A 26,098-nucleotide genomic window follows, 5' to 3' on the forward strand; every position below is an offset into this window, starting at 1 on the left:
CGTGCCGGCCGGTCCAGCCCTGTGACGGAACGGCCCGGTGGAGTGTGAGGTCGGCACGCCGCCTCACACTCCACCGGGCCGTTCCGTCATGACCGTCGGAAGCGACCGCGACACGAGAGAACGAGGGACACCGTGACCGTCCAGCCCGGACCGGAAGACGACCCGCTCGATCCGAGCCTGGCCGCGCTCGTCGGCGAACGGCGCCGGCTGACCAACCTCGCCTACCGGCTCCTCGGCTCCCTGTCGGAGGCCGAGGACGTCGTCCAGGAGACCTACGTCCGCTGGTACGCCATGTCCCGGCAGCGGCAGGAGGAGGTCGAGTCGGTCGGCGGCTGGCTGACGACGGTCGCCACCCGGATCTGCCTCAGCCTGCTCGGCTCGGCACGGGCCCGGCGCGAGCGCTACGTGGGGCAGTGGGTCCCCGAGCCGCTGCCGGAACGCACCGGGCGGCCCGACGGGGCGCCGGGGGCCGAGACCGGCGACCCGGCCGACCGCGTCACCCTGGACGAGTCGGTCCACATGGCCTTCCTGGTCGTCCTCGAGTCCATGACCCCCGCCGAACGCGTCGCATTCGTCCTGCACGACGTCTTCCGCTACTCCTTCACGGAGGTGGCCGAGATGGTGGGCCGGAGCCCGGCCGCCTGCCGCCAACTGGCCTCCTCGGCCCGTCGCCGGGTCCGCGACGCGCGGCCGCCGTCCCGTCCGATGCCCGCCGACCGGGCCGCCCGTGTCGTCAGGGACTTCAGACGGGCCTGGGAGGCCAAGGACATCGGGGCCCTGGTGGCCCTCCTCGACCCCGCCGCGACGGCGGTCGGCGACGGCGGAGGACACGTCACCGCCGTCGCGCACCCGATCGAGGGCGGTGAGCAGGTGGCGCACTTCTTCGTCCGGGTCGCCGACCGGCTGTCCGGCCTCGTGCTCGTCGAACGGACCGTCAACGGGCGGCCGGGCCTGGTCGCGCAGGACGCCGGCACCACCGTGGCGGTGTACGCGTTCGACGTCGCCGACGACCGCATCCGGCACGTCTGGGGCGTCCTCAACCCGGAGAAACTCCGGCCCTGGACCGTGTGACGACGTGCTCGCCCTCGGCGCGAGGCGCGGGGCCGTGCCGTCCTGTGACGCCCGTACCGTCGTGGCGGCCGGGGCTCAGGGCTGCTCGCCCAGGTCCTCCTCCAGCGCCCGTGCCGTGGTGTCCGGGGCGGCCACCAGGGACTGGAGGCGGTGCGGGTCGTGGCGCACGCCGCGCATCGACACCGACAGCCCGGCCGGCGCGGTGCCGTCCGGGCCGCGCACCCGTACGCCGACGGCGACGAGGCCGCGTTCCGAGCGCTCCTTGTCGACGGCGACCCCGTTGCGCCGCAGGCGCCTTGGCTCCGTGCGCAGCCGGGCCAGGTCCGCCTGCGGGACGAGGCGCCGGGCGGCGGACCGGTCACCACGGCCACGGCGCGTGCCCCGTCGCGCGAGGAGGACGGGGCACGCGCCGGGTGTCAGGTCGCGGGGGCCCCGTAGACACCCATCTCGTGGAGCGAGTAGCCCCAGGTGGTCCTGCGCTCGACGCCCTGCATGCGGACGTACCGCACCGCCTCCGCGGCGGGGAGCCGGACGACGTCGTTGCCGCAGCCCTCGGGGCGCTGGGCGGACGCGGTGGTCCAGTGCACGCCGTCCCGCGAGGTCTGGACGGTGTACTGCTTCGCGCAGGCGCTCTCCCACGCGAGGGTCACCGCCGCGACCCTCGCCGGGGCGGCGAGCTCGACCTGCACCCACGCGTCGTCCGCGTACCCGGAGGCCCAACGGGTGCCCAGCAGGCCGTCGTTGACGTACCGCGGGGCCAGCCGGTCGAGGTCCTGCTCCACGCTGGACGCGGACGCCGTCCCCTTCAGGGCCAGGTTCTCCCCGCCGCCCGCAACGTCCCACAGCTGGAGCCGGACGCCGGCCTGCACGAGGAACGCGTCGAGCACTCCGTCGCCGACCTTGGGCTGGACGCTGCCCCAGGAGTTGCGCGGCGGGTCGACCCGCACGGCGCGGGCCCGCTGCTGCAGGTCGTTCGACTCGGCGAGGAGCCGGCCGGAGGCCTCCTCGTCCCCGGCCTGCCGTGCCGCGAGGGCGTCGAGCATCGTGACCGCCGCCCGGCCCCACAGCTCGGTGGCGTCCAGCCACGGGGCCGCGTCGACGGTGAACCCCTTCTCCACCGCACCGCCGCGGATGGTGGCGGGGGCCTCGGCGACGGCGGTCGCGTAGGCGCGCATGGCCGTGAGGGCCCTGGCGCGGTCTCCCGCGTCCCAGGAGGTCCAGAACTCCTCGACGCGCCGGGCGAGTTCGGGTGCCTGCGGCTGCCAGGGCGTGGCACCGAAGGTCGGGGCCAGGTGTTCCAGGTCGCCGAGGACGAGCAGTGCCCGAGTGGCCTCGCGGTCGCCGCCCGCGAGGTGGGCCATGGCGCGCGGCCAGCTCGTCCGTGCGTCGTAGGCACGGTCGTTCCAGGTGAAGTCGGCGGTGCCGAAGACGGCGACCTTGCTGGCGTACGGCTGGTTCATCGGGTTGGCCACGATGCCGGACAGGTGTGAGGACAGCCCGGCCTCACGCTTGTCGTACGGCGCGAGCAGCAGCCGGCCGCTGGTGTTGCCGAAGTCGTTGACCGGATAGTTGTCCCACACGAAGACCTTGCGGCCGAAGAGCTTCGACACCTGGTCGGCCTCGTCGTTGGTGATCTTCGGCGGTACGACGTCCGTGCCGGTCCACATCACCACGACCGCCGGGTCCAGGGTGGCCCGCACGGTCTGCTTGTAGGCGGTGTCGGTGAGGTCGCCGTACTCGGTGGGCACCATCTGGAGCGACCGCGTGCCCTCGTGGGTCGCGACGAAGGTGCGCTGCACGTCGTTGAGCAGGTCGACCTGCGCCCGCGCGGCGGCCTCGCGGCCGGGTGCGCCGAACGCCGCCCGGTCGCCCTCGCAGTTCCAGCGGGTGTAGCTGATGTCGTCGAGCGGGATGGAGAAGGCGCGGGTCCCCAGGTCGTACAGCGCCTGCAGCTTGGCCTTGAGGGCCGTGCGGTCGGCCGGGTCCGAGTAGCAGATCGACTCCCCGGGCGAGACGGCGAAGGTGAAGCGCACGTGGTTGGCCGTGGCCCGGTGCACCAGCTCGCCCAGTTCCGCCAGCTTGTCGGCCGGGTAGGGCTCGCGCCACTTGCCCCGGTGGTAGGGGTCGTCCTTGGGCGCGTAGATGTAGGTGTTGGCCTTGACGTCCCCGTAGAAGTCCATCTGGTCGAGGCGCTCGGCGTGGGTCCACGGCTGTCCGTAGAAGCCCTCGATGGTGCCCCGCAGCGGCATCGACGGGAAGTCGCTCACCCGCACGCCCGCCACCGCCCAGCCGTCGCCCGCGCGGACGAAGAGCTGCCGGAGCGTCTGCACGGCGTAGAACTGACCGGCCGCGTCCTTGCCGGCCAGGGTGACCCGCGCGCCCGGTCTGGCCCCCGAGACGTGCAGCGCGTAGCCCTCGGCGCGGTCCGGTACGGCCGTGTCCCCCAGCGCGGCCGCGATGTCGGGCCGTGCGGCCGGGCCGAGCCGCAGGGTGAGCAGGCCGGCGGCGGCCGCGGGGAGCTTCCCCGGGGCGACGACGTCCACCCGGTCGGCGCCGTGTGCCTTCAGTTCCTCGACGAGGCGGACGCGGGCGGCGGCGTCCGTGTCCCCGTCGGCGACGACGAGCACCCGGCCGGTCACGACGGCGTCACGACCCGCGCGGGCGAGGGACTGCGGGGTCGGCGAGACGGGCGGCACCGTGGACGCCGACGGGGACACGGACGCCGCGCCGGCGGCGGCGACCGGCAACGCCTCGAGCGTCATGGCGCTTGCGAGCGCGAAGATCGTGCCGATCGTCGCGATGGCGTTCGCGCGTCTTCCCATGAGTTCTCCAAGCATGGTCTGGACCATCAACTGGGCCTTGTTCCCATGATGATGGCGGGACGCACGGGAGCAACGTAAGACGTATGGGGTCTAGACCTCTTCGTCGATCACCTTTACTCTGGCCAACGCTCGCCTGCCGTGGCTCCGTGGGCGAGGGGACGTTCCGGCGCCTGCCCGTCACGGGAATGGCGGACAGGATCCGACCGCGTCGGATGTCAGGGTGGGCTCGACGGACCGGTCGGACGGGACCGGAGCCCCACTGCGAACGGAGCAACGCGATGAGCCGTCAGTTCCAGGTCACCTTCGACGCCCACGACCCCCGGGCACTGTCGGGCTTCTGGCGCGACGTCCTGGGCTACGTCCACCCCGGCCCGCCCGGAGTCGACGTGCCCGAGGGCGCCGACCCGCTCGCCGCGTGGGACGACTTCCTCGCGCGGATCGGCGTGCCGGAGGAGCAGCGCAACACCAGATCGGCCCTGGAGGACCCGGACGGGAACGGCCCGCGGCTGTTCTTCCAGCGGGTCCCGGAGGGCAAGACCGCCAAGAACCGGGTCCACCTCGACGTCCGGGCGGCGCCCGGGCTCCAGGGGGAGGAGCGGATGGCGGCGCTGGAGGCCGAGTGCGAACGGCTCGTCGCGCTGGGCGCGGAACGGGTCCGCCGGTTCGAGCCCGAGCCCCCCATGAGCACCGGCTTCATCGTGATGGCCGACCCCGAGGGCAATGAGTTCTGCCTGGACTGACGCGGGCCGGCCGCGGCAGGCGGCATCACCCGGTCCGGCGGCCGGCGCCCTCGAACGGGGGGACGGTGACCGGGCCGGGGGACGGTGACCGGGCCGGGGGACGGTGACCGGGCCGGGGGACGGTGACCGGGCCGGGGGAGCCCTCCGTGCCAGAATGGACGCTCCTCCGCCCCGCCGTACGCCGATCCACCGAGGTCCTTCCGTGTCCAAGCCCGTGGCCCGCGAGCCGCAGCGACGCAACGCGCGCTCCAACCGGGCGCGCATCCTGGCCACGGCCCGCCGGGAGCTCGGGCGGAACCCGGACACCACGCTGGAGGAACTGGCGCGGGCCGCCGGGGTCGTACGGCGCACCCTCTTCGGTCACTTCCCGGGACGCGCGGCGCTGCTGGAGGCCCTCGCCGAAGAGGCCTCCGAGGTGCTGAGGAGCACGATGGAGTCGGCCGCGGAGGGGTCCGGCCCGGCCGAACCGGCCGAGCGCGCGCTCGCGTACTTCCTGCTGCTGATGTGGCCCGTCGGCGACCGCTACCGGATGCTGCTGGCGCTGGCCCGGCACGATCTGGGCGCGGAGCGCGTGGCCGAGATCCTCACGCCGGCCCGCGCCGAGGTCACCGCCATCCTGGAGCGCGGCCAGCGCGACGGCACCTTCCCCGCCCACCTGCCGCCCGCCGTGCTGAGCGCCGGGCTGGAGGCGATGACGGTCGCCCTGCTGGAGCAGGTCAACACCGGCGCGCTGGAGGACGACGGCACGCGGGCCGCCGTCGCCGCCCTCGTCGCGGCGGGTGTCCCGCAGGACCGGGCCCGCACCGTCGTCGAGTCGGTGGCCCCGACGCTCCCCGCGCATCCGCCGACGGGCGACTGAGCCCTCACCCCTCAGGCGCGGCCTGACGACTCGCCCCCCGCAGGGGCGTTTTCCGGCCCGGCCTTCCCGGGCGCACGCCCGCACGAGCCTCGCCCCGTACGGGCGTTCCCGGCCCGGCCCTTCCGGGCGCGCCCGGCGCTCGCCGGCCCCGCGCGGAGGTTTGCCGGCCCGGCTCCTTCAAGCACCCGCGCTCGCCCCGGTACACGCAGCATGCCGTCGCGGTCTGACTGTCCGCTCCCCCCGGCGGGCGTTCCCGGCCCGGCCTCCGGGTGCGTGTGGTGGTCGTCGGCGGGTACCCCCAAGGTGTTTTGCACATCGGTGGGCAAGAAACTAACCTGAGACTAGTCTGCACACCGATGGGCAATTAACTCCGCCCTCGTACCCGGGAGCCCCCATGCCCCTACTGGCCACCACACCCGTCGAGAAGATGACCGGGCCGTATCCACGGCGCTGGTGGGCCCTGATCGTGCTGTGCCTCAGCCTGCTGATCGTCGTCATGGCCAACACGTCGCTGATCGTGGCCGCCCCGGCCATGACCGCCGACCTGGGCCTGAGCAGCAGCGACCTGCAGTGGGTCATCGACGGTTACACCGTCCCCTACGCCGCGCTGATGCTGGTGCTGGGCGCGATCGGCGACAAGTACAGCCGCCGCGGCGCCCTCGTCACCGGCCTGGTGATCTTCGCGGGCGGTTCGGTCATGGGCAGCCTGGTCGACGAGACCGGTCTGGTCATCGCCGCCAGGGCGGTCATGGGCGTCGGTGCCGCCGTCGTCATGCCGGCCACCCTGTCCCTGCTCGTCGCGATCTTCCCGAGGGGTGAGCGGGCCCGTGCCATCACGGCCTGGACCGCCACGTCCGGACTCGCCATAGCCGTCGGCCCGCTGGTCGCCGGCTGGCTGCTGGGCGACCACGCCTGGGGTTCGACGTTCCTGGTCAACGTCCCCGTCGCGGTCCTCGCAGTCCTCGGCGCGTTGCTTCTCGTGCCGCCGTCCCGCGCGGCCGGCATGGGCCGCATCGACTACGTGGGCGGCCTGCTCTCCATCGTCTCCGTCGGCAGCCTGGTCTACGCGGCCATCGAGGGCCCGCACTTCGGCTGGGGCGCGGGCCCCGTCACCGCGGCCGTCGTCGCGGGCGTCGGCCTGGTGGCCTTCGTGGCCTGGGAGCTCCGCCACCCGCAGCCCATGCTGGACGTGCGCAGGTTCCTCCAGCGGCCGTTCAGCGGCTCGATGCTGGCCGTGCTGTTCTTCTTCTTCGGCACCTACGGCGCCATCTACTACGCCACGCAGTTCCTGCAGTTCGTCCTCGGCTACGGCGCCCTGGAGACCGGCGTACGGCTGCTGCCGCTGGCCGGGGCCGTGTTCGTCGGCGCCGCGGTCACCGGGCGCCTGACCCCGAAGCTGGGCGTCAAGGCCATGATCGGGTCCGGCATGGTGATCGGCACCGTCGGCGTCTTCCTGCTCGTCCTCGTCGACAAGGACTCGACGTACTCCGGCTTCCTGGCCCCGATGCTGCTGCTCGGTCTCGCGATCGGCCTCAGCGTCTCCCCGGCCACCGACACCATCATGGGCTCCTTCCCGGAGAGCGAACTCGGCGTCGGCGGCGGCGCCAACGACACCGCGCTGGAGCTCGGCGGCTCCCTCGGCATCGCGATCCTCGGCTCCCTGCTCGGCACCGCCTACCGCGACGAACTGGCCGACCTGGCCGGCAACCGGCTCCCGGCGGCCGCGCTGGACACCGCCCAGGACTCCGTCGGCGCGGGACTGGCCGTCGCCGGACAGGTCGCCAAGTCGCCCTCGGGCGGGCCGCAGCAGGCCCAGGCCCTGACCGACGCGGTCCACGAGGCCTTCGCCCACGGCGTCGCCACGACGAGTCTCATCGGCGGGATCATCATGGCCGCCGGCACCGCGATCGTCCTCGCCGTCCTGCCCGGCCGCCGTGCCGCCGCGGAACGCCGGCCCGAGGAGCGGCCGGCTTCCGCACGGGACGCGGAGTACAGCGACTCCGCGAGCTGAGCGGCACCGGACCGGTCAGTCGGCCAGCGCCGCCAGGTCCTCCGCCGTGCGCGGACCCTCGGCCGGGTCCGTCAGCAGCCCCCGGGCGCACAGCAGCCGAGCCGCCGCCACGCCCCACGGCAGCCGTAGCCCCGCGAGACCCAGCAGGTCGGCGCGGGCCAGCGTCGGCGCCGTGGGGCCGGTGTGCACCCCGGACGGGGTCTGCAGGGCGGCGTCGTCGGACCAGCGCAGGGCGAGGTCCACGTCGTGCGTGGCCATCACCACCGTGGTGCCGCCCGCCCGCAGCCGGCCGAGGGTGTCGAGCAGCCGCTCCTGCCCGTCCGGGTCCAGCCCGGCGGTCGGCTCGTCGAGGATCAGCACCCGGGGCCGCATCGCGACCGCGCCGGCGATCGCGGTCCGCTTGCGCTGCCCGTACGACAGCAGATGCGTGGGCCGGTCGGCCAGCGCGGCGATGTCCAGCGCGGCGAGCGCCTCCTCGACCCGGGAGCGGACCTCCGCGTCCGGCAGCCCGAGGTTCAGCGGCCCGAAGGACACGTCCTGGGCGACGGACGCGGCGAACAGCTGGTCGTCCGGGTCCTGCACCACCAGCTGCACGGTGGTCCGCAGCCGCGTCAGCCCCGCCCGGTCGTACGTCACCGGCCGCCCGTCGACCGTCAACTGCCCGGCCTGCGGCCGCAGGCCGCCGCTGAGCAGCCGCATCAGCGTCGTCTTGCCGCTGCCGTTGCGCCCCAGCAGCGCCAGCGCGCGCCCCGCGCGCACCTCGAAGTCCAGGCCGCTCAGCACCACCGGCCCCTCCTCGTACCCGAAGGACGCGCCCCGCAGGGCGACCAGGGCGGGTTCGGCGGGCTCGTTCACGACAACGGCCTTTCCAGTACGAAGGTGAGGGCGGCCAGCGCCGCCAGCAGCGCGACGCTCGCCGCCGTGAAGGGCACGGAGACCCGGGCCTCGGGCACCAGGACACGCAGCGTCCCGTCGTAACCGCGCCCCGCCAGCCCGGCCTGCAGCCGCGTCGCCCGGTCGAAGGCCCGCACGAACGCCGTGGCGCCGAGCCCGCCGAGCGAACGCCAGGCGGCGGCCCGGGTGGTGTGCCCCAGCCGCGCGGCCTGCGCCTCGCGGATCCGGCGCACGGAGTCCAGCAGCAGGAAGCTCATCCGGTACGTCACCAGCGCCACGTCCACCACCGGGGCGGGCACCCCGGCCCGCACCAGACGGGGCAGCAGGTCGGACATCGGCGTGGTGAACGCGAACAGCAGCACCCCGAGGGACGCCGCCGACGTGCGCAGCAGCAGCTCCCCGGCGCGCGCCGCACCGCCGTCCGCCGCGCCCACGAAGCCGTCCGGGCCCCCGACCCGCACCAGCAGCGGCAGCGCGCCGGTGACGCAGAACCCCAGCGGCACCCGGTAGGCCCGCCACAGCCGACGCCCGGGCACACCCGCCGGACCGAGCAGCACGGCCAGCGCCGCGACCAGCACCAGCGCCGCGCCCGGCCAGGGCGGCAGGGAGATGGCCAGCACGGTCAGACCCAGCCCGAGCACCGCCTTGTCCACCGGGTGGCGGTGACGCCACCGGCTGCTGTGCGCCGCCGCGTCGATCGGCAGCACTCAGTCCCCTTCGGGCGCGTGCGCGTCCTGCCGGGCGGCCCGGGCCGCCCGCTCCTCGCCCTGCCGCCGTCCCCGGCGCAGACCGAAGTAGTAGGCCAGCACCCCCGCGCCGAGCGCCGCCTGCACGGCGAACAGCGCGGACTCGATCTCGCCGGACGGCGGCTCGTACAGCGGCGAGAACCACGGCTCGTAGTCCGGCTCGATCTCCGTGATCGCCGTCTCCGCCTCGGCGTCGGCACCGGCGAACGGCTCCTCCTTGTGGTCGCCGAGGCCGAGCGCCAGCGGCAGCACCGCCAGCACGGCCACGGCGAGCAGCAGCAGGAGGTTGATCTTCGTGTTGCGCTTCATCGGGCCACCGCCTCCTCGCGCTCGCCGGCGTCCGCGGACAGCACGCCCAGCCGGGTCAGCTCGCCCTTGCTGGACTGCACCAGCAGCCGCATCACGACCACCGTGAGCAGGCCCTCGCTCACCGCGAGCGGGATCTGCGTGACGGCGAAGATGGACCCGAACTTGCCGAGCGCGCCCAGGAATCCGCTGCTCGGGTCGGGGAAGGCCAGCGCGAGCTGCACGCTGGTGACGCAGTAGGTGGACAGGTCGGCGACGAACGCCGCGAAGAACACCGTGACCATCAGCGGTGCCCCGTACCGGCGCAGCAGGCGGTAGGTGCCGTATCCGGCCCACGGGCCGGCGATCGCCATCGAGAAGGCGTTGGCGCCGAGTGTGGTCAGACCGCCGTGGGCGAGCAGCAGGGCCTGGAAGAGCAGGGTGATCGTGCCCAGCACCGCCATGATGGGCGGCCGGAACAGGATGGCGCCCAGACCGGTCCCGGTGGGGTGCGAGCAACTCCCGGTGACGGAGGGCAGTTTCAGGGCCGACAGTACGAACGTGAAGGCTCCGGAGGCCCCGAGCAGCAGCGTGCTCTCGGGATGCTCCCGGACCTCACGGGTGAGTGACCGTACTCCGTGGAGGACGAACGGCGCGGACGCGACGCCCCAGGCGATCGCGTGCGCCGGAGGCAGAAAGCCCTCGGCTATGTGCATGGCTCAGCAGACCCTCTCCAGCACCTCGTGGATGGACGACGCGCCTTGGCCGGTCTCCTGGCTGACGGGTACCACCGCCCGCACTCCGCCTTCCCGGGTCCGCGAGGACCCAGTGGCTGCCCGTGAGGGCTGGAGCCGGACTTCCCGATCACAGTGGCGAGGGCCGCACCGGTACTTCACCGGATTTCCCGTTCACCAAGGCGTGGCGACAGTAGTGCGCCCACGAGGGTGGTGACAAGCGGGCCTCCCCGCGGCCGGCCCCCGCCGGACCCGCGGCCGTGACTGCATTCCGTGCCGGCGCCCCGCCGTACGGCGCCGCACTCCTCGCGCTACGTGGCGAAGATCTCCTCACCCCCGTGGCGGAGGGCGAGGTGGCGGGTCGTCACGGCCGGGCTCGTCGTCGCCGTGCCCGGCCACCCGGGAACGCAGCTGCTGGCCCAGTGCCGTGCCGGCGGCGGTGAGGAAGACGAAGCTGTAGATGATCTGCAGGATCGTCACGATCCGCGCCGTCTGGCCCCGCGGGGTGATGTCCCCGTAGCCGACGGTGGCCAGGGTGACGACGGTGAAGTACAGGGAGTCGACGCGGGTGCGCAGCCCGTCGAACTCACCGGGCTGCTTGGCCAGGACGTAGTAGGTCGCGGCGAAGACGTGCACCGACAGCAGGACCAGCAGGGGGATGACCACACCGGGATGGGTGTCCGTGCGGCCGGTGAGGACGTGGCGGATCTGCCGCAGCAGCAGCGCGGCCACGGCCGTCAGACCCACGGCGAAGAAGACCCAGCTCAGCACCGGGTGGTGGGGGCCCAGCCGGTCGAGGGGCAGCAGGAAGTAGGCCACGACGAGGCCCAGGGCCACACCCACCCTGGCCAGCCAGGGACGCGCCGAACGCAGGGAGGCACCGGGCCCGGCCCGGCGGTCCCGGCCGTCCCGACGGCAGGTCACCGATCCGGCTCCGCCTCGGGTGCCGCCCCCGGCCGCGCCGATGCCTCCGTCTCCGGTGGGCTTCGGCGGATCACCTGGGCGACGACGAACGAGACCACCGACGCGACGACGATCAGCGGCATCTGGTCGTGCGCGTCCCTGCCCACCAGCAGGACCGCGAGCACCGAACTGGCCAGTGGCAGCCCCGTCACCGCGGCCGCCGCGGCGGAGATGCCGAGGGCGAGGGCCGGGGTGACGCCGAAGCCGGGCAGGCCCGAGCAGGCCATCGCCGTCGCCGTGCCCAGCAGCACGGAGGGGAAGATCGGGCCCCCGCGCAGACTGCCCAGGGCGATGCCCCACGCCAGCCCCTTGCACGCGACGAGCGCGACGAGCGCGCCCACGGACCAGGCGTGCGGATGCGCGGCGAGCTGGGCGAGAGCCGCCTGACCGGACAACGCCGCCTCCGCCGGCGAACGGCCGGTGATCAGGGCGTACGCGGCGATGCAGACGCCGACCGCCGTGGCGCACAGGACGGTGCGGACAGCCGTGCGGTGGCTGGTCCAGCCGACGGTGCGGCGGCCGAGCGCGCGGGCCAGCGTGATCAGTACCGCGATCAGCGCCGCCGTCGGGACGCCCCACAGGAAGTCAGCGGCGTCGGGGCCGGTGCTCGGCGGCACCTGCGGCAGCGACAGCGCGCCGATGTCCAGGCCGGTCCACTGTCCGAAGCCCGTGAAGACCAGGGCGCCCGTCGCGCTGGCCAGCAGACACGGCAGCAGCAGGGCGGCCATCCGGGCGCCGGCCAGCCCCGCGCCCTCCATGAGCAGAACGGCCGCCGCCACCGGGCCGCCGAGGATCGTGGAGATCGCGGCGGTCGAGCCGGCCGTCGCCAGGATCGCGCTCGCCTTCGGGTCCGCGCGCGCCCGCCGCACCGCGAGCAGGGCGAGCCCGCTGCCGACGGCCATCAGGGGGGCCTCGGGGCCCAGGACCACACCGAGCGGCAGGGTGGCCAGCGCGGCCAGGACGGCACCCGGCAGCGCCTTCGGCCCGACGGGCGCGCCGCCCAGCCCGTTCACCGGCAGATGCCCTCCGCCGCCCGGCATCCGGGTCACGATCGGCGCCAGGATCAGTCCCGCCAGCACCAGCGCGGGCAGCGGCCACCACCAGGGCGGGTCGCCGTACCCGGCGGCCTCCGGCAGCGACGTCCACACCCAGTGCTGCAGCTCGTGCTGCAGGCTGACGAAGAAGAAGCAGGCCAGCGCGATCGGTACGCCGAGCAGCACGCACAGCAGCAACAGCAGCAGATACCCGGGGCTGAGCAGGGTGTGCCGCAGGGACTGCTCGGCCCGGGCCGGAACGGCGTTCGCCGGTTCGGCCGCCGGGCCCTCGGCCGCCGGGCCCTCGGGCGCCGTCACGGGGCCGTCCGGCGCGATCCCGGGGCGGGCCCGGCGAGCGGCGGCAGGGGCTGAGTCGTCACGGGCCCTCCCATGGTCCGCCCACCTCTCGACGCGGACCGACGGCCCGCCGCGCGTGCATCGTGTGCGCCTCAGTTAACGCGAGGACCACCGCCCCCGCATGCCACGAACCGCCCTCCGGGCGTATGCCGCCCGCCCGGTCCCGCCGCCCACCGCAGACGGGCACACGACCCGGCTCGGAGCCCGCCTCGTCACGGGTGTGTGCGGCGGCCGGGGAGGAGGCCCGGTGGCCCAGCCGAGGCGGGAACGCGTCCCTGCGGGTGTCAGCCCCGTTCGGCGGCACCGCGGCCTCCGGACCGGACGGCGCCGGCGCCGTGGGGCCGTGCGGGGGCCACGTCGGTCCCGGGGCGGTGCTGCCCCGGCGTGGCGGGGCGGCTAAGTGGCGGGCCGCGCCCGATGCCGCTGCGTGCCGGTGGTGACCGGACGGTGCCCGTGCCTGGGTGGCCGGGTGTGCGGGCGGGTCCCGTAGAGGAGGGCGGGTGTCGGCTCAGTGGGCGTCGTGGGCCGCGGCCCGGTGCCGTTGCGTGCCGGTGGTGATCGCACGGGTGCCCGTGCCCGGGTGGCCGGGTGCGCGGGGTGGGTCCCGCAGGGGAACGCGGGTGTCGGCTCAGTGGGCGTCGTGGGCCGCGGCCTGGTGCCGCTGCGTGCCGGTGGTGATCGCACGGGTGCCCGTGCCCGGGTGGCCGGGTGCGCGGGGCGGGTCCCGCAGGGGAACGCAGGTGTCGGCTCAGTGGCGTCGCAGGCCGCGGGACAGTGCGGTCGCCGTGGCTGCCGCGGCCAGGGCGGTGGCCGCGAGGGTCAGGGCCCGCGTCCGGCGGCCGGGGGGCGCGGGGCGGACGCCCGGTGCGGTGCCGTAGGCGCTGCCCGGCGCGTCCGTGTTCCCGGCGGAGCCGGGCAGCGCCGAGGCCAGCAGCTCCGCCAGGTGCACGCCCTCGTGACCGCCGCTGTCGAACTCGTGGATCTGCGTGCGGCAGCTGAACCCGTCGGCGAGCACCACGGTCGCCTCGTCCTCCTCCCGCAGCCGCGGCAGCAGCACCCGCTCCGCGCACGCCTCGCTGACGTCCAGATGCCCGCGCTCGAAGCCGAAGTTGCCGGCCAGCCCGCAGCAGCCGGAGTCCAGCCGCTCGGCGTCCACCCCGGCCCGGCGCAGCAACTCGCGGTCGGCGTCCCAGCCCATGACCGCGTGCTGGTGGCAGTGCACCTGGGCCAGCGCCCTCGCGGACCGCTCGGGCACCTGCGGCGGCTCGTAGCCGGGGGAGTGCTCGGTCAGCAGCTCCGACAGCGTCACCGTCTGTTCCGCCAGCCGGCGCACGTCCTGGTCGCCGGGGAACAGTTCCCCCGCGTCCGCCCGGAACACGGCCGTGCAGCTCGGCTCCAGGGCCACCACCAGACCGCCCGCCCGCACGTGCGGGGCCAGGCTGCGCACGGTCCGGGTGAGGACCCGCTCCGCCGTGCCGAGCTGCCCGGTGGAGATCCACGTCAGCCCGCAGCACAGCGGCTCGCCCGGCAGCTCCACCCGCCAGCCCGCGTGCTCCAGCACCCGCACGGCCGCCCGCCCGACGTGCGGGTGGAAATGGTTGGTGAAGGTGTCCGGCCACAGCAGCACGGTGCCGCGCCGCCCGTCGCCCTCCGGCTCGTGCCGGGCGAACCACTGCTCGAACGTCCGCTCCGCGAACAGCGGCACCTCCCGGTCCGCCACACCCGCGAGGGCCACGGCGGCCCGGGACAGCAACGGCGTGTGCGTGAGCGCGTTGACGACCGGCCCGAGCCGGGCACGGCCCACGGCCTGCGCGAGCACCGGCAGCCAGCCCATCGACCAGTCCGAGCGGGGCCTGCGCCACGGCCGTCCCGCGTAGTGGTGGGACAGGAACTCCGCCTTGTACGTGGCCATGTCCACGTCGGCCGGACAGTCCTTCTTGCAGCCCTTGCAGGCGAGGCACAGATCGAGGGCGTCCTTGACCGCCTCCGAGCGCCAGCCGTCCCGGACCGCCCCGTCCCCGTGCCCGTCGAGCATCTCGAACAGCAGCCGCGCCCGGCCCCGCGTGGAGTGCTCCTCCTCGCGGGTCACCTGGTACGACGGGCACATCACCGTGCCGTCGCTGGTGTGCTGGCGGCACTTGCCGACGCCGACGCACCGGTTGGCGGCCTGCGAGAACGACCCGCCGTCGTGCGGGAAGCGGAAGTGCAGGTCGCGGGGCTCGTACGGGGCCCAGTCGCCGCCGAGCCGCAGGTTCTCGTCGAGCCCGTACGGCGCCACGACCTTCCCGGGGTTCATCCGGTCCAGCGGGTCGAACACGGCCTTCAGCCGCCCGAACGCCTCCACCAGGTCGTCGCCGAACATGCGCGGCAGCAGCTCGCCCCGGCTCTGCCCGTCGCCGTGCTCGCCCGACAGCGACCCGCCGAACTCCACGACCAGGTCGGCCGCCCGTTCCATGAACCGGCGGTAGGCCGCCACCCCGTCGGCGGTGTACAGGTCGAAGGGGATGCGGGTGTGCACGCAGCCCTGCCCGAAGTGGCCGTACAGGCTGGGACCCGTGTCGCTGAGATAGCCGAACTCCTCGAACAGGGACCGCAGCCGGCGCAGGTAGTCGCCCAGCTTCTCCGGCGCCACCGCCGAGTCCTCCCAGCCCTCGAAGGTGTCGGGCCTGCCCGGGATGTGGGCGGTGGCGCCGAGACCGGCCTCGCGGACCTGCCACAGGTCCTGTTCGTGCGCGGGGTCGTCCATGAACGCGCAGTCGGCGTCGTGCTCGGAACGGTGCACCGCCTCCAGCATCCGGTGCGCCCGCGCGTCCGCCTCCTCGACGGTGTCGCCCCCGAACTGCACCATCAGGAAGGCGTCCCCGTCGGGCATCTCGGCCAGTGCCTTCGCGTTGAGGCGCTTGATCCGTTCGTCGCGCACCAGCCGGGCGTCGACGCCCTCCAGCGCGATCGGCTCGTGCGGCAGCACGTCGGGCACCGCGTCGGCGGCCCGCTCGATGCTGTCGAACCCCAGCACCACCAGCGTGCGCTCCCTCACCACCGGCACGAGTTCCAGCTCCGCCCGCAGGACGGTGACCAGCGTCGACTCGCTGCCCACCAGCAGTCCGGCGACGTCGAAGCCGTACTCCGGCAGCAGCGAGTCCAGGTTGTAGCCGGACACCCGGCGCGGGATGTCCGGGAACCGGCGGCGGATCTCGTCGGCGTAGGTGTCGCGCAGGGCCCGCAGCCGCCGGTACACCGTCGCCCGCAGGTCGCCCTGCCGTTCGATCTCGGCGTACTCCTCGTCGCCGGTCTCCCCGCACCAGAAACGGGTGCCGTCGTAGAGCAGCACCTCCAGGCGGGCGATGTTGTCGACGACCTTGCCGTGCGCCTGCGCGGTGGCCCCGCAGGAGTTGTTGCCGATCATGCCGCCGATGGTGCAGTTGGCGTGGGTGGCGGGTTCGGGTCCGAAGCGCAGACCGTGCGGGGCGAGCTGCCGGTTGAGGTCGTCCAGCACGATCCCCGGCTGCACGACACAGGTCCGCGCGTCCGCGTCCACGGACTCCACGCGCGTGCAGTACTTCGACCAGTCGAGGACCACGCCCGCGTTGGTGCACTGTCCGGCCAGGCTGGTCCCGCCGCCCCGCGACAGCACCGGCGCGCCGAACTCCCGGGCCACGGCCACCGCCTCGGCGCCCGCCTCGGGGGTGCGCGGGACGACCACGCCGATCGGTGTCTGCCGGAAGTTCGAGGCGTCCGTCGAGTACGCCGCCCGGCTCCCCGCGTCGAACCTGACCTCGCCGTCGACCCGCTCGCGCAGCGCCGCCCGCAGCCCGGCGGTGTCCACAGGCGGCGGCGCCCCGTCGCGGACGACGGGTTCGGGCAGGTTCAGCGCGCCCATGGGACCCTCCTCGGCGAGATGTACGGTGCGACGACCGCGGCCGGCCGTGCCGCGCGGCTGCCGGCGGGTACCCCCCGCGGGGCGCGGCAACCTCGGGGTGGCGGTGAGCGCCGGGACGGCCGCGGACCGTGTCGCTGTTGGGCCGAACGGGTGAGTTGACGTAAGAATTGGCTGGTGCACGCAATGAAGGCGAGTGGAATCGGGGGAGCCGGTGAACAGCTACGACGTCACCGATGAACAGTGGGAAGGGCTCGCCCAGGTCGTTCCGTTGCGCGGGCGCGACGCCTGGCCGTCGTCGGTCGGGCATCGCGCCATGCCGGAGGCGGAGACGGAGGCGCGCCGCCGTTTCGTCGTCCTGCGGGTCAACGTCTTCGCGGACGCCCGCGACGTCGCCGAGACACTGATGGGCGGCATCCCGGTGCTCCTGGACCTGACCAGCGCCGAGACGGAGGTCGCCAAGCGGGTCCTGGACTTCAGCACGGGCGTCGTCTTCGGCCTGGCCAGCGGCATGCACCGGGTCGACCGCAACGTGTTCCTCCTGACGCCGGCCGGCACCGAGGTCAACGGCCTGATGGAGGGCGCGGCCGGGGTCCCCGGGCTCTGAAGGTCCTCCGGGCCGGGGGCCGGTGCGGCGAGGGTCCGGCGGACCCCGGCGTGTGACCCGCACCCCCGGCCCGACGGGCCCGTCCCCCGATCGTGGGAACGTCGCCCGGACGGAACGGTTCGCCCGGAATCCGGAGCCCTACGGTCCGGACATGGCCGTGTCACCCGCGTCGACGGCGTCCCCCGCCCCTGCCCCTGCCCCCGCTCCCGCGCACCCGGACCGACCGCGCGTCACGGAACTGCGGCTGTCCGCGTTCGCCCGTCACCAGCGCGCCAGGATCCCGCTGGCGCCCCTCACCCTGTTCGCCGGGCCCAGCGGCTGCGGCAAGACCAGCGCGCTGCGGGCGTACGAGGCGCTCGCCCGCCTCGGCGGCGGCGCGGAACTCGGCACGGTCTTCCCCGACCCGGTCGCCTGCGTCCCCGAGCGGGCACGCCCCGACGCCCAGCGGCGCCGCGGCTTCCGCATCGGCTGCACGGTCGACGGCCCCGAGGGGCCCGTCAGCCTCGACGTCGCCGTGCAGGCGGAGCCCGAACTGCGCATCGTGGGGGAGCGGCTGACGGCCGGTGGACTCGTCCTGCTCCAGACCGCCCTGCGCGACCCCGGCCGACGGGCCGTGCAGGCCGCCTGGCACACGGCCGGGTCGGCGCCGGTCACCCGCGCCCCGCTGCCCGACGACCGGCTCGGCACCCCGCTGCTGCCGCTGCGCGTGGCCGGCAAGACCGACGGGCAGCGCAGGGTGCTGGCGGCGGCCGAGCAGACGGTGGTCGCCCTGCGCTCCGTCTTCGCCTGCGACCCGCGCCCCGCCCGGATGCGCGCGCCCGTGCCCACCGGCTCCGGACGGCTGCTCGGCGGCTGCGACAACCTCGCCGACGTGCTGTGGCGCACCCGGACCGAGTGCGGCCGGCGCCACGCCCAGTTCGTCACCGCCGTGCGCGCCGGATGCGCGGGCCCCGTCGAGGACGTCGTGACCGAACCGCTCGCCGGCGGTGCGGTCCGCGCACTGCTGGACCGGGGCGACGGCATCCGCACCGGCCTCCCGCGCCTCGGCTACGGCGAGCTGCGCTACCTCGCCCTCGCCCTCGTGCTCTTCACCGGCCCCGGCGTCCTGGAGGTCGACCCGGCCGGCGAGGTGCCCGCCGCGCTGCAGACGCTCACCGTCCTCGCCGACGGCCTCGACCGCGGCCTGGACGTGCGTCAGCGCGCCGAACTGCTCCGGCTGGCGGCCCGCATGTGCGACCGCGGGCACATCCGCCTCGTCGGCGCCGTCGCGGACGCCTCCTGGGCGGCGGCACCGGGCGTCACGGTGGTACACCTGGGGCCGTGACCGATCATCCCCGGCCTTCCCCGGACCTCGCGGCGCTGCAGCGCAGGCTGGCCGAGTTCGCCGCCGCGCGGAACTGGCAGCCGTACCACACCCCGAAGAACCTGGTCGCCGCGCTCAGCGTGGAGGCGTCCGAACTCGTCGAGATCTTCCAGTGGCTGACGCCCGAGCAGTCGGCCCGTGTCATGGACGATCCCGACTCCGCGCACCGCGTCCGGGACGAGGTCGCCGATGTCCTGGCGTACCTGCTCCAGTTCTGCGAGGTGCTCGGCATCGACCCGCTCGCCGCGCTGGACGCGAAGATCGACCGCAACGAGTCCCGGTTTCCCGCGCGAGGCGAGGGCGAGGAATAGGGGAGCCACGCACTCCGTTATCACTCTCCGCAGTCACGCCCGGGTCCGTATCCCCATTGTTGTCCGAATATTTCTGCCCAGCTATAGCTTTTCGTCCCCCGCGCCTTCACTCTGGGTAGTGAGCAACGGAGTTCGGGCGGACGCGCCAGGGGCGCGTCGGACAGACGGGGGCAGCGCATGGACGCGGTGCGGCTCATCGTGAAGAGCGGACGTGCCCTGGCGGCCGGCGGCGCGGTGCCGGAGATCCTGACGGAGGTGTGGCAGACGCAGGCTCTCGCCCAGGCGATCGGCAGCCGGCTGGCGGTCCAGGGGCCGCCCGAACTGCGCGGCGAGGCCCTGGGGCTGACCGAACTGGCGGGCCGGGGCTGCGGAGTGCTGCGCACTCCCGAGCTGGCCCCGGGTGAGCTGCGCGCGGCCCAGCTCACCGAGCTGGGCGACGCCCGCCAGGCCCTGATGTGCCTCGGCACGCTCCTCGGCGAGATCGGCATCGCCCTCGTCGGCATCGCCTGCACGGTGGAGGACGAGGGCACCTACTGGCAGTGCATGGAGGCCATCGACGCGGCGGACGAATCGCGCGACCGGGTCCTGGAGATGCTGCGCAGACTGGCGGACCGGGACGCCTCCTTACCGGAGCGGCAGGCGGGATAGGCGGAGCCTGTCCGGCGTACGCCGTCCGACCGGGCAGGATGGAGGACATGGAACTCCGTATCTTCACCGAGCCCCAGCAGGGGGCCACCTACGACACGTTGCTCGCCGTCGCCAAGGCCACCGAGGACCTCGGTTTCGACGCCTTCTTCCGCAGCGACCACTACCTCGCCATGGGCTCCGCGGACGGTCTCCCCGGACCCACCGACGCCTGGATCACCCTGGCCGGCCTCGCCCGCGAGACCAAGCGCATCCGGCTCGGCACGCTCATGACCGCAGGCACCTTCCGGCTGCCCGGCGTGCTCGCCATCCAGGTCGCCCAGGTCGACCGGATGTCCGGCGGCCGCGTCGAGCTGGGCCTGGGCGCGGGCTGGTTCGAGGAGGAGCACAAGGCGTACGGCATCCCCTTCCCGAAGGAGAAGTTCGCCCGCCTCGAGGAACAACTGGCCATCGTCACCGGCCTGTGGGCCACGGAGACCGGCAAGACCTTCGACTTCCACGGGAAGTTCTACGAGCTCACCGACTCGCCCGCGCTGCCCAAGCCGGCCCAGGCGAAGGTGCCCGTGCTCATCGGCGGTCACGGCGCCACCCGCACCCCGCGTCTCGCCGCGCAGTACGCCGACGAGTTCAACATCCCGTTCGCCTCGATCGAGGACACCGAGCGCCAGTTCGCCCGGGTACGGGCCGCCGCCGAGCAGGCCGGCCGCGGCGCCGACGCGCTGACCTACTCCAACGCCCTGGTCGTCTGCGTCGGCAAGGACGACGCCGAGGTCGCCCGCCGGGCCGCCGTGATCGGCCGCGAGGTCGACGAGCTGAAGGCCAACGGCCTGGCGGGATCCCCGGCCGAGGTCGTCGACAAGATCGGCCGCTACGCCGCCGCCGGCGCCCAGCGGATCTACCTCCAGATCCTCGACCTCGACGACCTGGACCACCTGGAGCTGATCTCCTCCCGGGTGCAGACGCAGCTGACCTGACCCCGCGATAAACGAAGGCGCCGGCCGTCCGCCCTGTGCGATCGTGTGACCGTCGTCCTGCCGAGCCCCCAGGATCACCGCTCCTGGGGGCTTTCGCGTACGACGGCGCAGTTGTGTCCCGTCCAGCCGGAGAGGCCCTCCGCATGTTCCTGACCATCACCACCACCGGCACCCCCGAGCGCCCCGCGACCGACCTCGGCTTCCTGCTGCACAAGCATCCCGACAAGGCGCAGGCGTTCTCCACCTCGTTCGGCACGGCCCACGTGCTCTACCCCGAGGCGGACGAACAGCGCTGCACGGCGGCGCTGCTGCTGGAGGTGGACACGGTGGCCCTGGTCCGGCGCGGCAAGGGCAAGGGACGCGGCGGCGCTCCCGACGCGGCACTCGCGCAGTACGTCAACGACCGGCCCTACGCGGCCTCCTCCCTCCTCGCCGTGGCCCTCGCCAACGTCTTCTCCAGCGCGCTGCGCGGCGTGTGCACGGCACGCCCCGAGCGCGCCGCCGCACCGCTCCCGCTGCGTGTCGAGGTGCCCGTGCTGCCCGCCCGCGGCGGCCCCGACCTCGTACGCCGTCTGTTCGAGCCGCTCCGCTGGGCGGTCACCGTGGAACCCGTCCCGCTGGACACCGCGTTCCCCGAGTGGGGCGACTCCCGCTACGTGAGGCTGACGCTGGAGTCGGACGCGCTCACCCTGTCCGATGCACTGCGCCACCTGTACGTCCTCCTCCCGGTGCTGGACGACGCCAAGCACTACTGGGTCGCCCCGGACGAGGTGGACAAGCTGATGCGGGCCGGCGGAGCCTGGCTGTACCACCACCCCGAGGTGCGGCTCATCACCAACCGCTTCCTGTCCCGCCGCTGGTCGCTGACCCGCGAGGCGATGGACCGGCTGGAGCTCCTCCGGCTGGCCGAGACCGACGACAGCGTCGTCGAGGAGATCGACAACGCCGTCGCCCAGGAGGCGGCCCCGGAGACCGAGGAGAAGCCCACCCCCCTCGCCGTGCAGCGCCGCGAAGCGATCCTCACCGCGCTCCGGCACGGCGCCGCCGCGCGCGTCCTCGACCTCGGTTGCGGCGAGGGGCACCTGGTGCGCGAGCTGCTCAAGGACCCGCGGTTCACCGAGATCGCCGGCGTGGACGTGTCCGTGCGCGCGCTCGCCATCGCCGCGCGCCGGCTGAAGCTGGACCGCATGGGGGAGCGGCAGGCCGCCCGCGTGAACCTGTTCCAGGGCTCCCTCGCCTACACCGACAAGCGGCTCAAGGGGTACGACGCCGCCGTGCTCAGCGAGGTGATCGAACACCTCGACCTGCCGAGGCTGCCCGCGCTGGAGTACGCCGTCTTCGGCTCCGCCCGGCCCCGCACCGTCGTCGTCACCACACCCAACGTGGAGTACAACGTGCGCTGGGAGACCCTCCCGGCAGGTCACGTACGCCACCGCGACCACCGCTTCGAGTGGACCCGCGAGGAGTTCCGGGCCTGGGCGCGGAGGGTCGCCGAACGGCACGGCTACGCCGTGGAGTTCCGCCCCGTCGGACCCGACGACCCCGAGGTGGGCCCGCCCACCCAGATGGCCGTGTTCACCCTGGCCGCGAACGACCCGAAGACCGCGATCGACCCGAAGACCGCGAACGAGAAGGAGGAGAAGGCCGCATGACCACCACCGGCACCACCGGCACCACCGACGCCACCGCACGGGCCCGCGCCCTGCCGGTCACCGACCTCTCCCTCGTCGTGCTGATCGGCGCCTCGGGCTCCGGCAAGTCCACGTTCGCCCGCCGCCACTTCACGCCCACGGAGGTCATCTCCTCCGACTTCTGCCGAGGTCTGGTCGCGGACGACGAGAACGACCAGAGCGCGAGCCGGGACGCCTTCGACGTCCTGCACTACATCGCGGGCAAGCGGCTCGCCGCGGGCCGCCGCACCGTCGTGGACGCGACGAACGTGCAGCAGGACGCACGGCGTCAGCTGATCGACCTGGCCAGGAAGCACGACGTCCTGCCGATCGCCATCGTCCTCGACGTCCCCGAGCAGGTCTGCGCCGAGCGCAACGCCGCCCGCACCGACCGCGCCGACATGCCCCGCCGGGTGATTCAGCGCCACACCCGCGAACTCCGCCGCTCCCTGCGCCGGCTGGAGCGGGAGGGCTTCCGCAAGGTGCACGTCCTGCGCGGCGCCGAGGAGATCGAGCACGCCACCGTCGTCACCGAGAAGCGGTTCAACGACCTGACCCACCTCGCCGGCCCCTTCGACATCGTCGGCGACGTCCACGGCTGCGCCGCCGAGCTGGAGTCGCTGCTCGGCAAGCTCGGCTACACCGACGGCGTCCACCCCGAGGGCCGCACCGCCGTCTTCGTCGGCGACCTCGTCGACCGCGGCCCCGACAGCCCCGGCGTGCTGCGCCGCGTGATGGCCATGGTGAAGTCGGAACGCGCTGTGCGTGCCCGGCAACCACGAGAACAAGTACGGCCGCCACCTCAAGGGCCGCAACGTCCAGCACACCCACGGACTCGCCGAGACGGTCGCGCAGATGGACGCCGAGAGCGAGGAGTTCCGCGCCGAGGTACGGGAGTTCATCGAGGGCCTGGTCAGCCACTACGTCCTCGACGGCGGACGGCTCGTGGTCTGCCACGCCGGTCTGCCGGAGAAGTACCACGGCCGCACCTCCGGCCGGGTCCGCAGCCACGCCCTGTACGGCGACACCACCGGTGAGACCGACGAGTTCGGGCTGCCGGTGCGCTACCCGTGGGCGGAGGACTACCGGGGCCGCGCGGCCGTCGTCTACGGCCACACCCCCGTCCCCGAGGCCACCTGGCTCAACAACACCATCTGCCTGGACACCGGCGCCGTCTTCGGCGGCAAGCTCACCGCGCTGCGCTGGCCGGAGCGCGAGCTGGTCGACGTACCCGCCGAGCGGGTCTGGTACGAGCCGGCGAAGCCGCTGCGCACCGAGGCGCCCGGCGGGCACGACGGCCGGCCGCTGGACCTGGCGGACGTCCAGGGCCGACGGGCCGTGGAGACCCGGCACGCCGGCCGCATCACCGTCCGGGAGGAGAACGGCGCCGCCGCCCTGGAGGTCATGAGCCGCTTCGCGACCGACCCCCGCCTGCTGCCGTACCTGCCGCCGACCATGGCACCCACCGCCACCTCGGGGGTGGACGGCTACCTGGAGCACCCGAGGGAGGCGTTCGCGCAGTACGCGGCCGACGGGGTGGCGCGGGTCGTGTGCGAGGAGAAGCACATGGGCTCCCGGGCCGTCGCCCTGGTGTGCCGCGACGCGGAGGCGGCGCGCCGCCGCTTCGGAGTGGACGGCCCGGCCGGCGCGCTCTACACCCGCACCGGCCGCCCGTTCCTCGACGACCAGTCCCTCACCGAGGAGATCCTCGGCCGGCTGCGCACGGCGATCGGCGGGGCCGGCCTGTGGGACGAGCTGTCCACCGACTGGCTGCTGCTGGACGCCGAGCTGATGCCGTGGTCGCTGAAGGCCTCCGGGCTGCTGCGCTCCCAGTACGCCGCCGTGGGCGCCGCCTCCGGCGCGGTGTTCCCCGGCGCGCTGGCCGCCCTGGAGGGCGCCGCGGCACGGGGCGTCGACGTCTCCGGGCTGCTGGACCGCCAGCGCGCCCGGTCCGCGGACGCCGCCGCGTTCACCGACGCCTACCGCCGCTACTGCTGGACCACCGACGGTCTGGACGGCGTACGCCTGGCCCCGTTCCAGGTCCTCGCCGCCCAGGGCCGTAGCCTGGCCGCCCTGCCGCACGACGAGCAGCTCGCCCTCGTCGACCGGCTCGTCGAGCACGACGGCAGCGGCCTGCTGCAGACCACCCGGCGGCTGTACGTCGACACCGGCGACCCCGAGTCGGTGCGCGCCGGCGTCGACTGGTGGCTGGAGATGACCGGCCGCGGCGGCGAGGGCATGGTCGTCAAGCCCGTCGGCGCACTGGTGCGCGACGACAAGGGCCGTCTGGTGCAGCCCGGCATCAAGTGCCGGGGCCGCGAGTACCTGCGGATCATCTACGGTCCCGAGTACACGCGCCCCGACAACCTGGCCCGGCTGCGGCAGCGGTTCCTGAACCACAAGCGGTCGCTGGCGATCCGCGAGTACGCCCTCGGTCTGGAGGCCCTGGACCGGCTCGCGGACGGCGAACCGCTGTGGCGGGTGCACGAGGCGGTCTTCGGGGTGCTGGCGCTGGAGTCGGAACCGGTCGACCCCCGCCTGTGACCCCGCTCGCCCCGTCCCGGTCCTCCGGCACCGCCCTCAGCCGGCGTACGGCTCGACGGGGGTGCCGGGGCCGACACCGGCCCGCTTCGAGGCCGACCGGCCCTGCCGGCCTCCACGGGACGGGCGCGGCCCGGCGTCGCATCGCAGGTCGCGCACCGGCCCCCGCCCGGGGCACGGGAGGCACGCGGGGCGGCCGTCCGCATCCGGCGCACCCGCGGGCGCCTGTCGGGCCTCGCTGCGCCCGAGGGGCGCCGCCCGGCCCGGCGTCGCGGCACGGGTCCGCGCAAGCGGGGGGTGAACGTGCGCCCGAATGGTCAGGATGGAGGCATGGGATTCCACGTCGACTCCGAGGCCGGGCGGCTCAGCCGCGTCATCCTGCACCGGCCGGATCTCGAGCTCAAACGGCTCACCCCCAGCAACAAGGACGCCCTTCTCTTCGACGACGTGCTCTGGGTGCGCCGGGCGCGCGCCGAGCACGACGGGTTCGCCGACGTGCTCCGCGACCGCGGGGTCGAGGTGCACCTCTTCGGCGACCTGCTCGCCGAGACCCTGGACGTCCCGGCGGCCCGGCGGCTCGTCCTGGACCGGGTCTTCGACGAGAAGGAGTACGGAGTGCTGGCCACGGACCACCTCCGGGCCGCCTTCGAGACCCTGCCCGCCCGCGAGCTCGCCGAGGCCCTGGTCGGCGGCATGACCAAGCGCGAGTTCCTGGACGCGCACACGGAGCCGACCTCCGTGCGCTTCCACGTGATGGAGCTGGACGACTTCCTGCTCGGCCCGCTGCCCAACCACCTGTTCACCCGCGACACCTCGGCCTGGATCTACGACGGTGTCTCCATCAACGCCATGCGCTGGCCGGCCCGGCAGCGCGAGACCGTCCACTTCGAGGCGATCTACCGGCACCATCCGCTCTTCCGCGACGAGACGTTCTCCCTGTGGTCCGAGGGCCAGGCCGACTACCCCTCCACCATCGAGGGCGGTGACGTGCTGGTCATCGGCAACGGCGCCGTGCTCATCGGCATGAGCGAGCGGACCACCCCGCAGGCCGTCGAGATGCTCGCCCACAAGCTGTTCGCGGCCGGCTCCGCCCGCACGATCGTGGCCCTCGACATGCCCAAGCGCCGGGCCGTCATGCACCTCGACACCGTGATGACGATGGTCGACGGAGACACCTTCACCCAGTACGCCGGGCTCGGCATGCTGCGCTCCTACACCATCGAGCCGGGCGTGGGCGAGAAGGAGCTGAAGGTCACCGACCATCCGCCCGAGCACATGCACCGCGCGATCGCCGCCGCGCTCGGCCTGGGCGAGATCCGCGTCCTGACCGCGACGCAGGACGTCCACGCGGCCGAGCGCGAGCAGTGGGACGACGGCTGCAACGTCCTGGCCGTCGAGCCGGGTGTCGTCGTCGCCTACGAGCGCAACTCGACCACCAACACGCACCTGCGCAAGCAGGGCATCGAGGTGATCGAGATCCCGGGCAGCGAGCTGGGCCGGGGGCGGGGCGGACCGCGCTGCATGAGCTGTCCGGTGGAACGGGCGGCCGTGTAGGACGAGCGAGCCGTATATAAATTCAGAAGTTCGTATAGAC

The 26,098-nt window shown here is 74.1% G+C and carries 20 protein-coding genes, 1 pseudogene and 1 riboswitch; of the genes and pseudogenes, 12 read left to right on the forward strand and 9 right to left on the reverse strand.

Translation table 11 applies throughout. From position 1 onward, the window contains the following. Nucleotides 1-132: 132 nt before the first annotated feature. Nucleotides 133-1,071 carry an RNA polymerase sigma factor SigJ gene (sigJ, locus tag ACGF3H_RS14535; RefSeq protein ID WP_362499553.1) on the forward strand — a complete coding sequence of 313 codons (939 nt, stop codon included), beginning with the start codon at nt 133-135 and terminating at the stop codon, nt 1,069-1,071. Between the two features lie 75 nt (nt 1,072-1,146). Here sigJ and ACGF3H_RS14540 read toward each other — a convergent pair whose 3' ends face one another. Next, nucleotides 1,147-1,539, reverse strand: a complete 393-nt coding sequence (locus ACGF3H_RS14540) for an IclR family transcriptional regulator C-terminal domain-containing protein (protein WP_393816494.1) — start codon at nt 1,537-1,539, stop codon at nt 1,147-1,149. Continuing rightward, nucleotides 1,488-3,893 (reverse strand): beta-N-acetylglucosaminidase domain-containing protein, encoded by a 2,406-nt coding sequence (locus ACGF3H_RS14545; RefSeq protein ID WP_362499551.1) that lies wholly within the window; start codon nt 3,891-3,893, stop codon nt 1,488-1,490. The genes ACGF3H_RS14540 and ACGF3H_RS14545 overlap by 52 nt, the downstream gene beginning before the upstream one ends. Before the next feature lie 278 nt (nt 3,894-4,171). Between ACGF3H_RS14545 and ACGF3H_RS14550 the strand changes: the two genes are divergently transcribed. The 3 genes from ACGF3H_RS14550 to ACGF3H_RS14560 all read left to right on the forward strand — a co-directional run bounded on the left by ACGF3H_RS14550 (nt 4,172) and on the right by ACGF3H_RS14560 (nt 7,503). Further along, nucleotides 4,172-4,633: a VOC family protein gene (locus ACGF3H_RS14550; protein WP_362499549.1), complete on the forward strand. Its 462-nt coding sequence runs from the start codon at nt 4,172-4,174 to the stop codon at nt 4,631-4,633. Nucleotides 4,634-4,835: 202 nt separating this feature from the next. Then, a complete protein-coding gene (locus ACGF3H_RS14555) occupies nt 4,836-5,492 on the forward strand; it encodes a TetR/AcrR family transcriptional regulator (RefSeq protein WP_362499547.1) in 657 nt (218 codons plus the stop codon). Nucleotides 5,493-5,886: 394 nt separating this feature from the next. Then, the gene (locus ACGF3H_RS14560; RefSeq protein WP_362499545.1) at nt 5,887-7,503 is read left to right on the forward strand and encodes an MFS transporter; all 1,617 of its coding nucleotides are present in this window, start codon (nt 5,887-5,889) and stop codon (nt 7,501-7,503) included. A gap of 15 nt (nt 7,504-7,518) precedes the next feature. Here the strand turns inward: ACGF3H_RS14560 and ACGF3H_RS14565 are convergent, their stop codons facing one another. The 7 genes from ACGF3H_RS14565 to ACGF3H_RS14595 form a co-directional block, all read right to left on the reverse strand. After that, a complete protein-coding gene (locus tag ACGF3H_RS14565) occupies nt 7,519-8,358 on the reverse strand; it encodes an ATP-binding cassette domain-containing protein (RefSeq protein ID WP_362499543.1) in 840 nt (279 codons plus the stop codon). Then, entirely contained in the window at nt 8,355-9,104 is a 750-nt protein-coding gene (gene cbiQ, locus ACGF3H_RS14570; RefSeq protein ID WP_362499541.1) for a cobalt ECF transporter T component CbiQ, read from the reverse strand. Before cbiQ ends, ACGF3H_RS14565 begins: the two co-directional genes overlap by 4 nt. Beyond that, nucleotides 9,105-9,452, reverse strand: a complete 348-nt coding sequence (locus ACGF3H_RS14575; protein WP_362499539.1) for an energy-coupling factor ABC transporter substrate-binding protein — start codon at nt 9,450-9,452, stop codon at nt 9,105-9,107. Further along, nucleotides 9,449-10,144, reverse strand: coding sequence for an energy-coupling factor ABC transporter permease (locus ACGF3H_RS14580; protein ID WP_362499537.1), 696 nt, complete (start codon nt 10,142-10,144; stop codon nt 9,449-9,451). The genes ACGF3H_RS14575 and ACGF3H_RS14580 overlap by 4 nt, the downstream gene beginning before the upstream one ends. Before the next feature lie 29 nt (nt 10,145-10,173). After that, nucleotides 10,174-10,359: riboswitch (cobalamin riboswitch) on the reverse strand. Between the two features lie 133 nt (nt 10,360-10,492). Beyond that, nucleotides 10,493-11,014: a potassium channel family protein gene (locus ACGF3H_RS14585; RefSeq protein WP_393587391.1), complete on the reverse strand. Its 522-nt coding sequence runs from the start codon at nt 11,012-11,014 to the stop codon at nt 10,493-10,495. 68 nt (nt 11,015-11,082) lie between these two features. Then, a complete protein-coding gene (locus ACGF3H_RS14590; RefSeq protein ID WP_362499536.1) occupies nt 11,083-12,477 on the reverse strand; it encodes a chloride channel protein in 1,395 nt (464 codons plus the stop codon). Between the two features lie 787 nt (nt 12,478-13,264). Then, nucleotides 13,265-16,396, reverse strand: a complete 3,132-nt coding sequence (locus ACGF3H_RS14595; RefSeq protein WP_362499534.1) for an FAD-binding and (Fe-S)-binding domain-containing protein — start codon at nt 16,394-16,396, stop codon at nt 13,265-13,267. Nucleotides 16,397-16,607: 211 nt separating this feature from the next. On the opposite strand from ACGF3H_RS14595, the gene ACGF3H_RS14600 reads away from it, so the two are divergent. From ACGF3H_RS14600 to ACGF3H_RS14635, 8 genes and pseudogenes are all read left to right on the forward strand, one after another. Next, the gene (locus tag ACGF3H_RS14600) at nt 16,608-17,000 is read left to right on the forward strand and encodes a cell division protein SepF (protein ID WP_362499533.1); all 393 of its coding nucleotides are present in this window, start codon (nt 16,608-16,610) and stop codon (nt 16,998-17,000) included. 151 nt (nt 17,001-17,151) lie between these two features. Further along, nucleotides 17,152-18,324: an ATP-binding protein gene (locus ACGF3H_RS14605; RefSeq protein ID WP_362499531.1), complete on the forward strand. Its 1,173-nt coding sequence runs from the start codon at nt 17,152-17,154 to the stop codon at nt 18,322-18,324. Further along, nucleotides 18,321-18,674 carry a nucleotide pyrophosphohydrolase gene (locus tag ACGF3H_RS14610; protein WP_362499530.1) on the forward strand — a complete coding sequence of 118 codons (354 nt, stop codon included), beginning with the start codon at nt 18,321-18,323 and terminating at the stop codon, nt 18,672-18,674. Before ACGF3H_RS14605 ends, ACGF3H_RS14610 begins: the two co-directional genes overlap by 4 nt. A 177-nt stretch (nt 18,675-18,851) precedes the next feature. Further along, nucleotides 18,852-19,322, forward strand: a complete 471-nt coding sequence (locus ACGF3H_RS14615; protein WP_362499528.1) for a DUF6099 family protein — start codon at nt 18,852-18,854, stop codon at nt 19,320-19,322. 47 nt (nt 19,323-19,369) lie between these two features. Beyond that, nucleotides 19,370-20,293: an LLM class F420-dependent oxidoreductase gene (locus tag ACGF3H_RS14620; protein WP_362499526.1), complete on the forward strand. Its 924-nt coding sequence runs from the start codon at nt 19,370-19,372 to the stop codon at nt 20,291-20,293. 143 nt (nt 20,294-20,436) lie between these two features. Continuing rightward, nucleotides 20,437-21,945, forward strand: a complete 1,509-nt coding sequence (locus ACGF3H_RS14625; RefSeq protein WP_362499525.1) for a 3' terminal RNA ribose 2'-O-methyltransferase Hen1 — start codon at nt 20,437-20,439, stop codon at nt 21,943-21,945. Further along, nucleotides 21,942-24,507 (forward strand): annotated as a pseudogene (locus ACGF3H_RS14630) (polynucleotide kinase-phosphatase). Before ACGF3H_RS14625 ends, ACGF3H_RS14630 begins: the two are co-directional and overlap by 4 nt. Nucleotides 24,508-24,834: 327 nt before the next feature. Beyond that, entirely contained in the window at nt 24,835-26,058 is a 1,224-nt protein-coding gene (locus ACGF3H_RS14635; protein ID WP_362499523.1) for an arginine deiminase, read from the forward strand. Nucleotides 26,059-26,098: the final 40 nt, after the last annotated feature.

It is taken from the genome of Streptomyces sp. NPDC048185 (assembly GCF_043202495.1).
GTDB lineage: Bacteria > Actinomycetota > Actinomycetes > Streptomycetales > Streptomycetaceae > Streptomyces.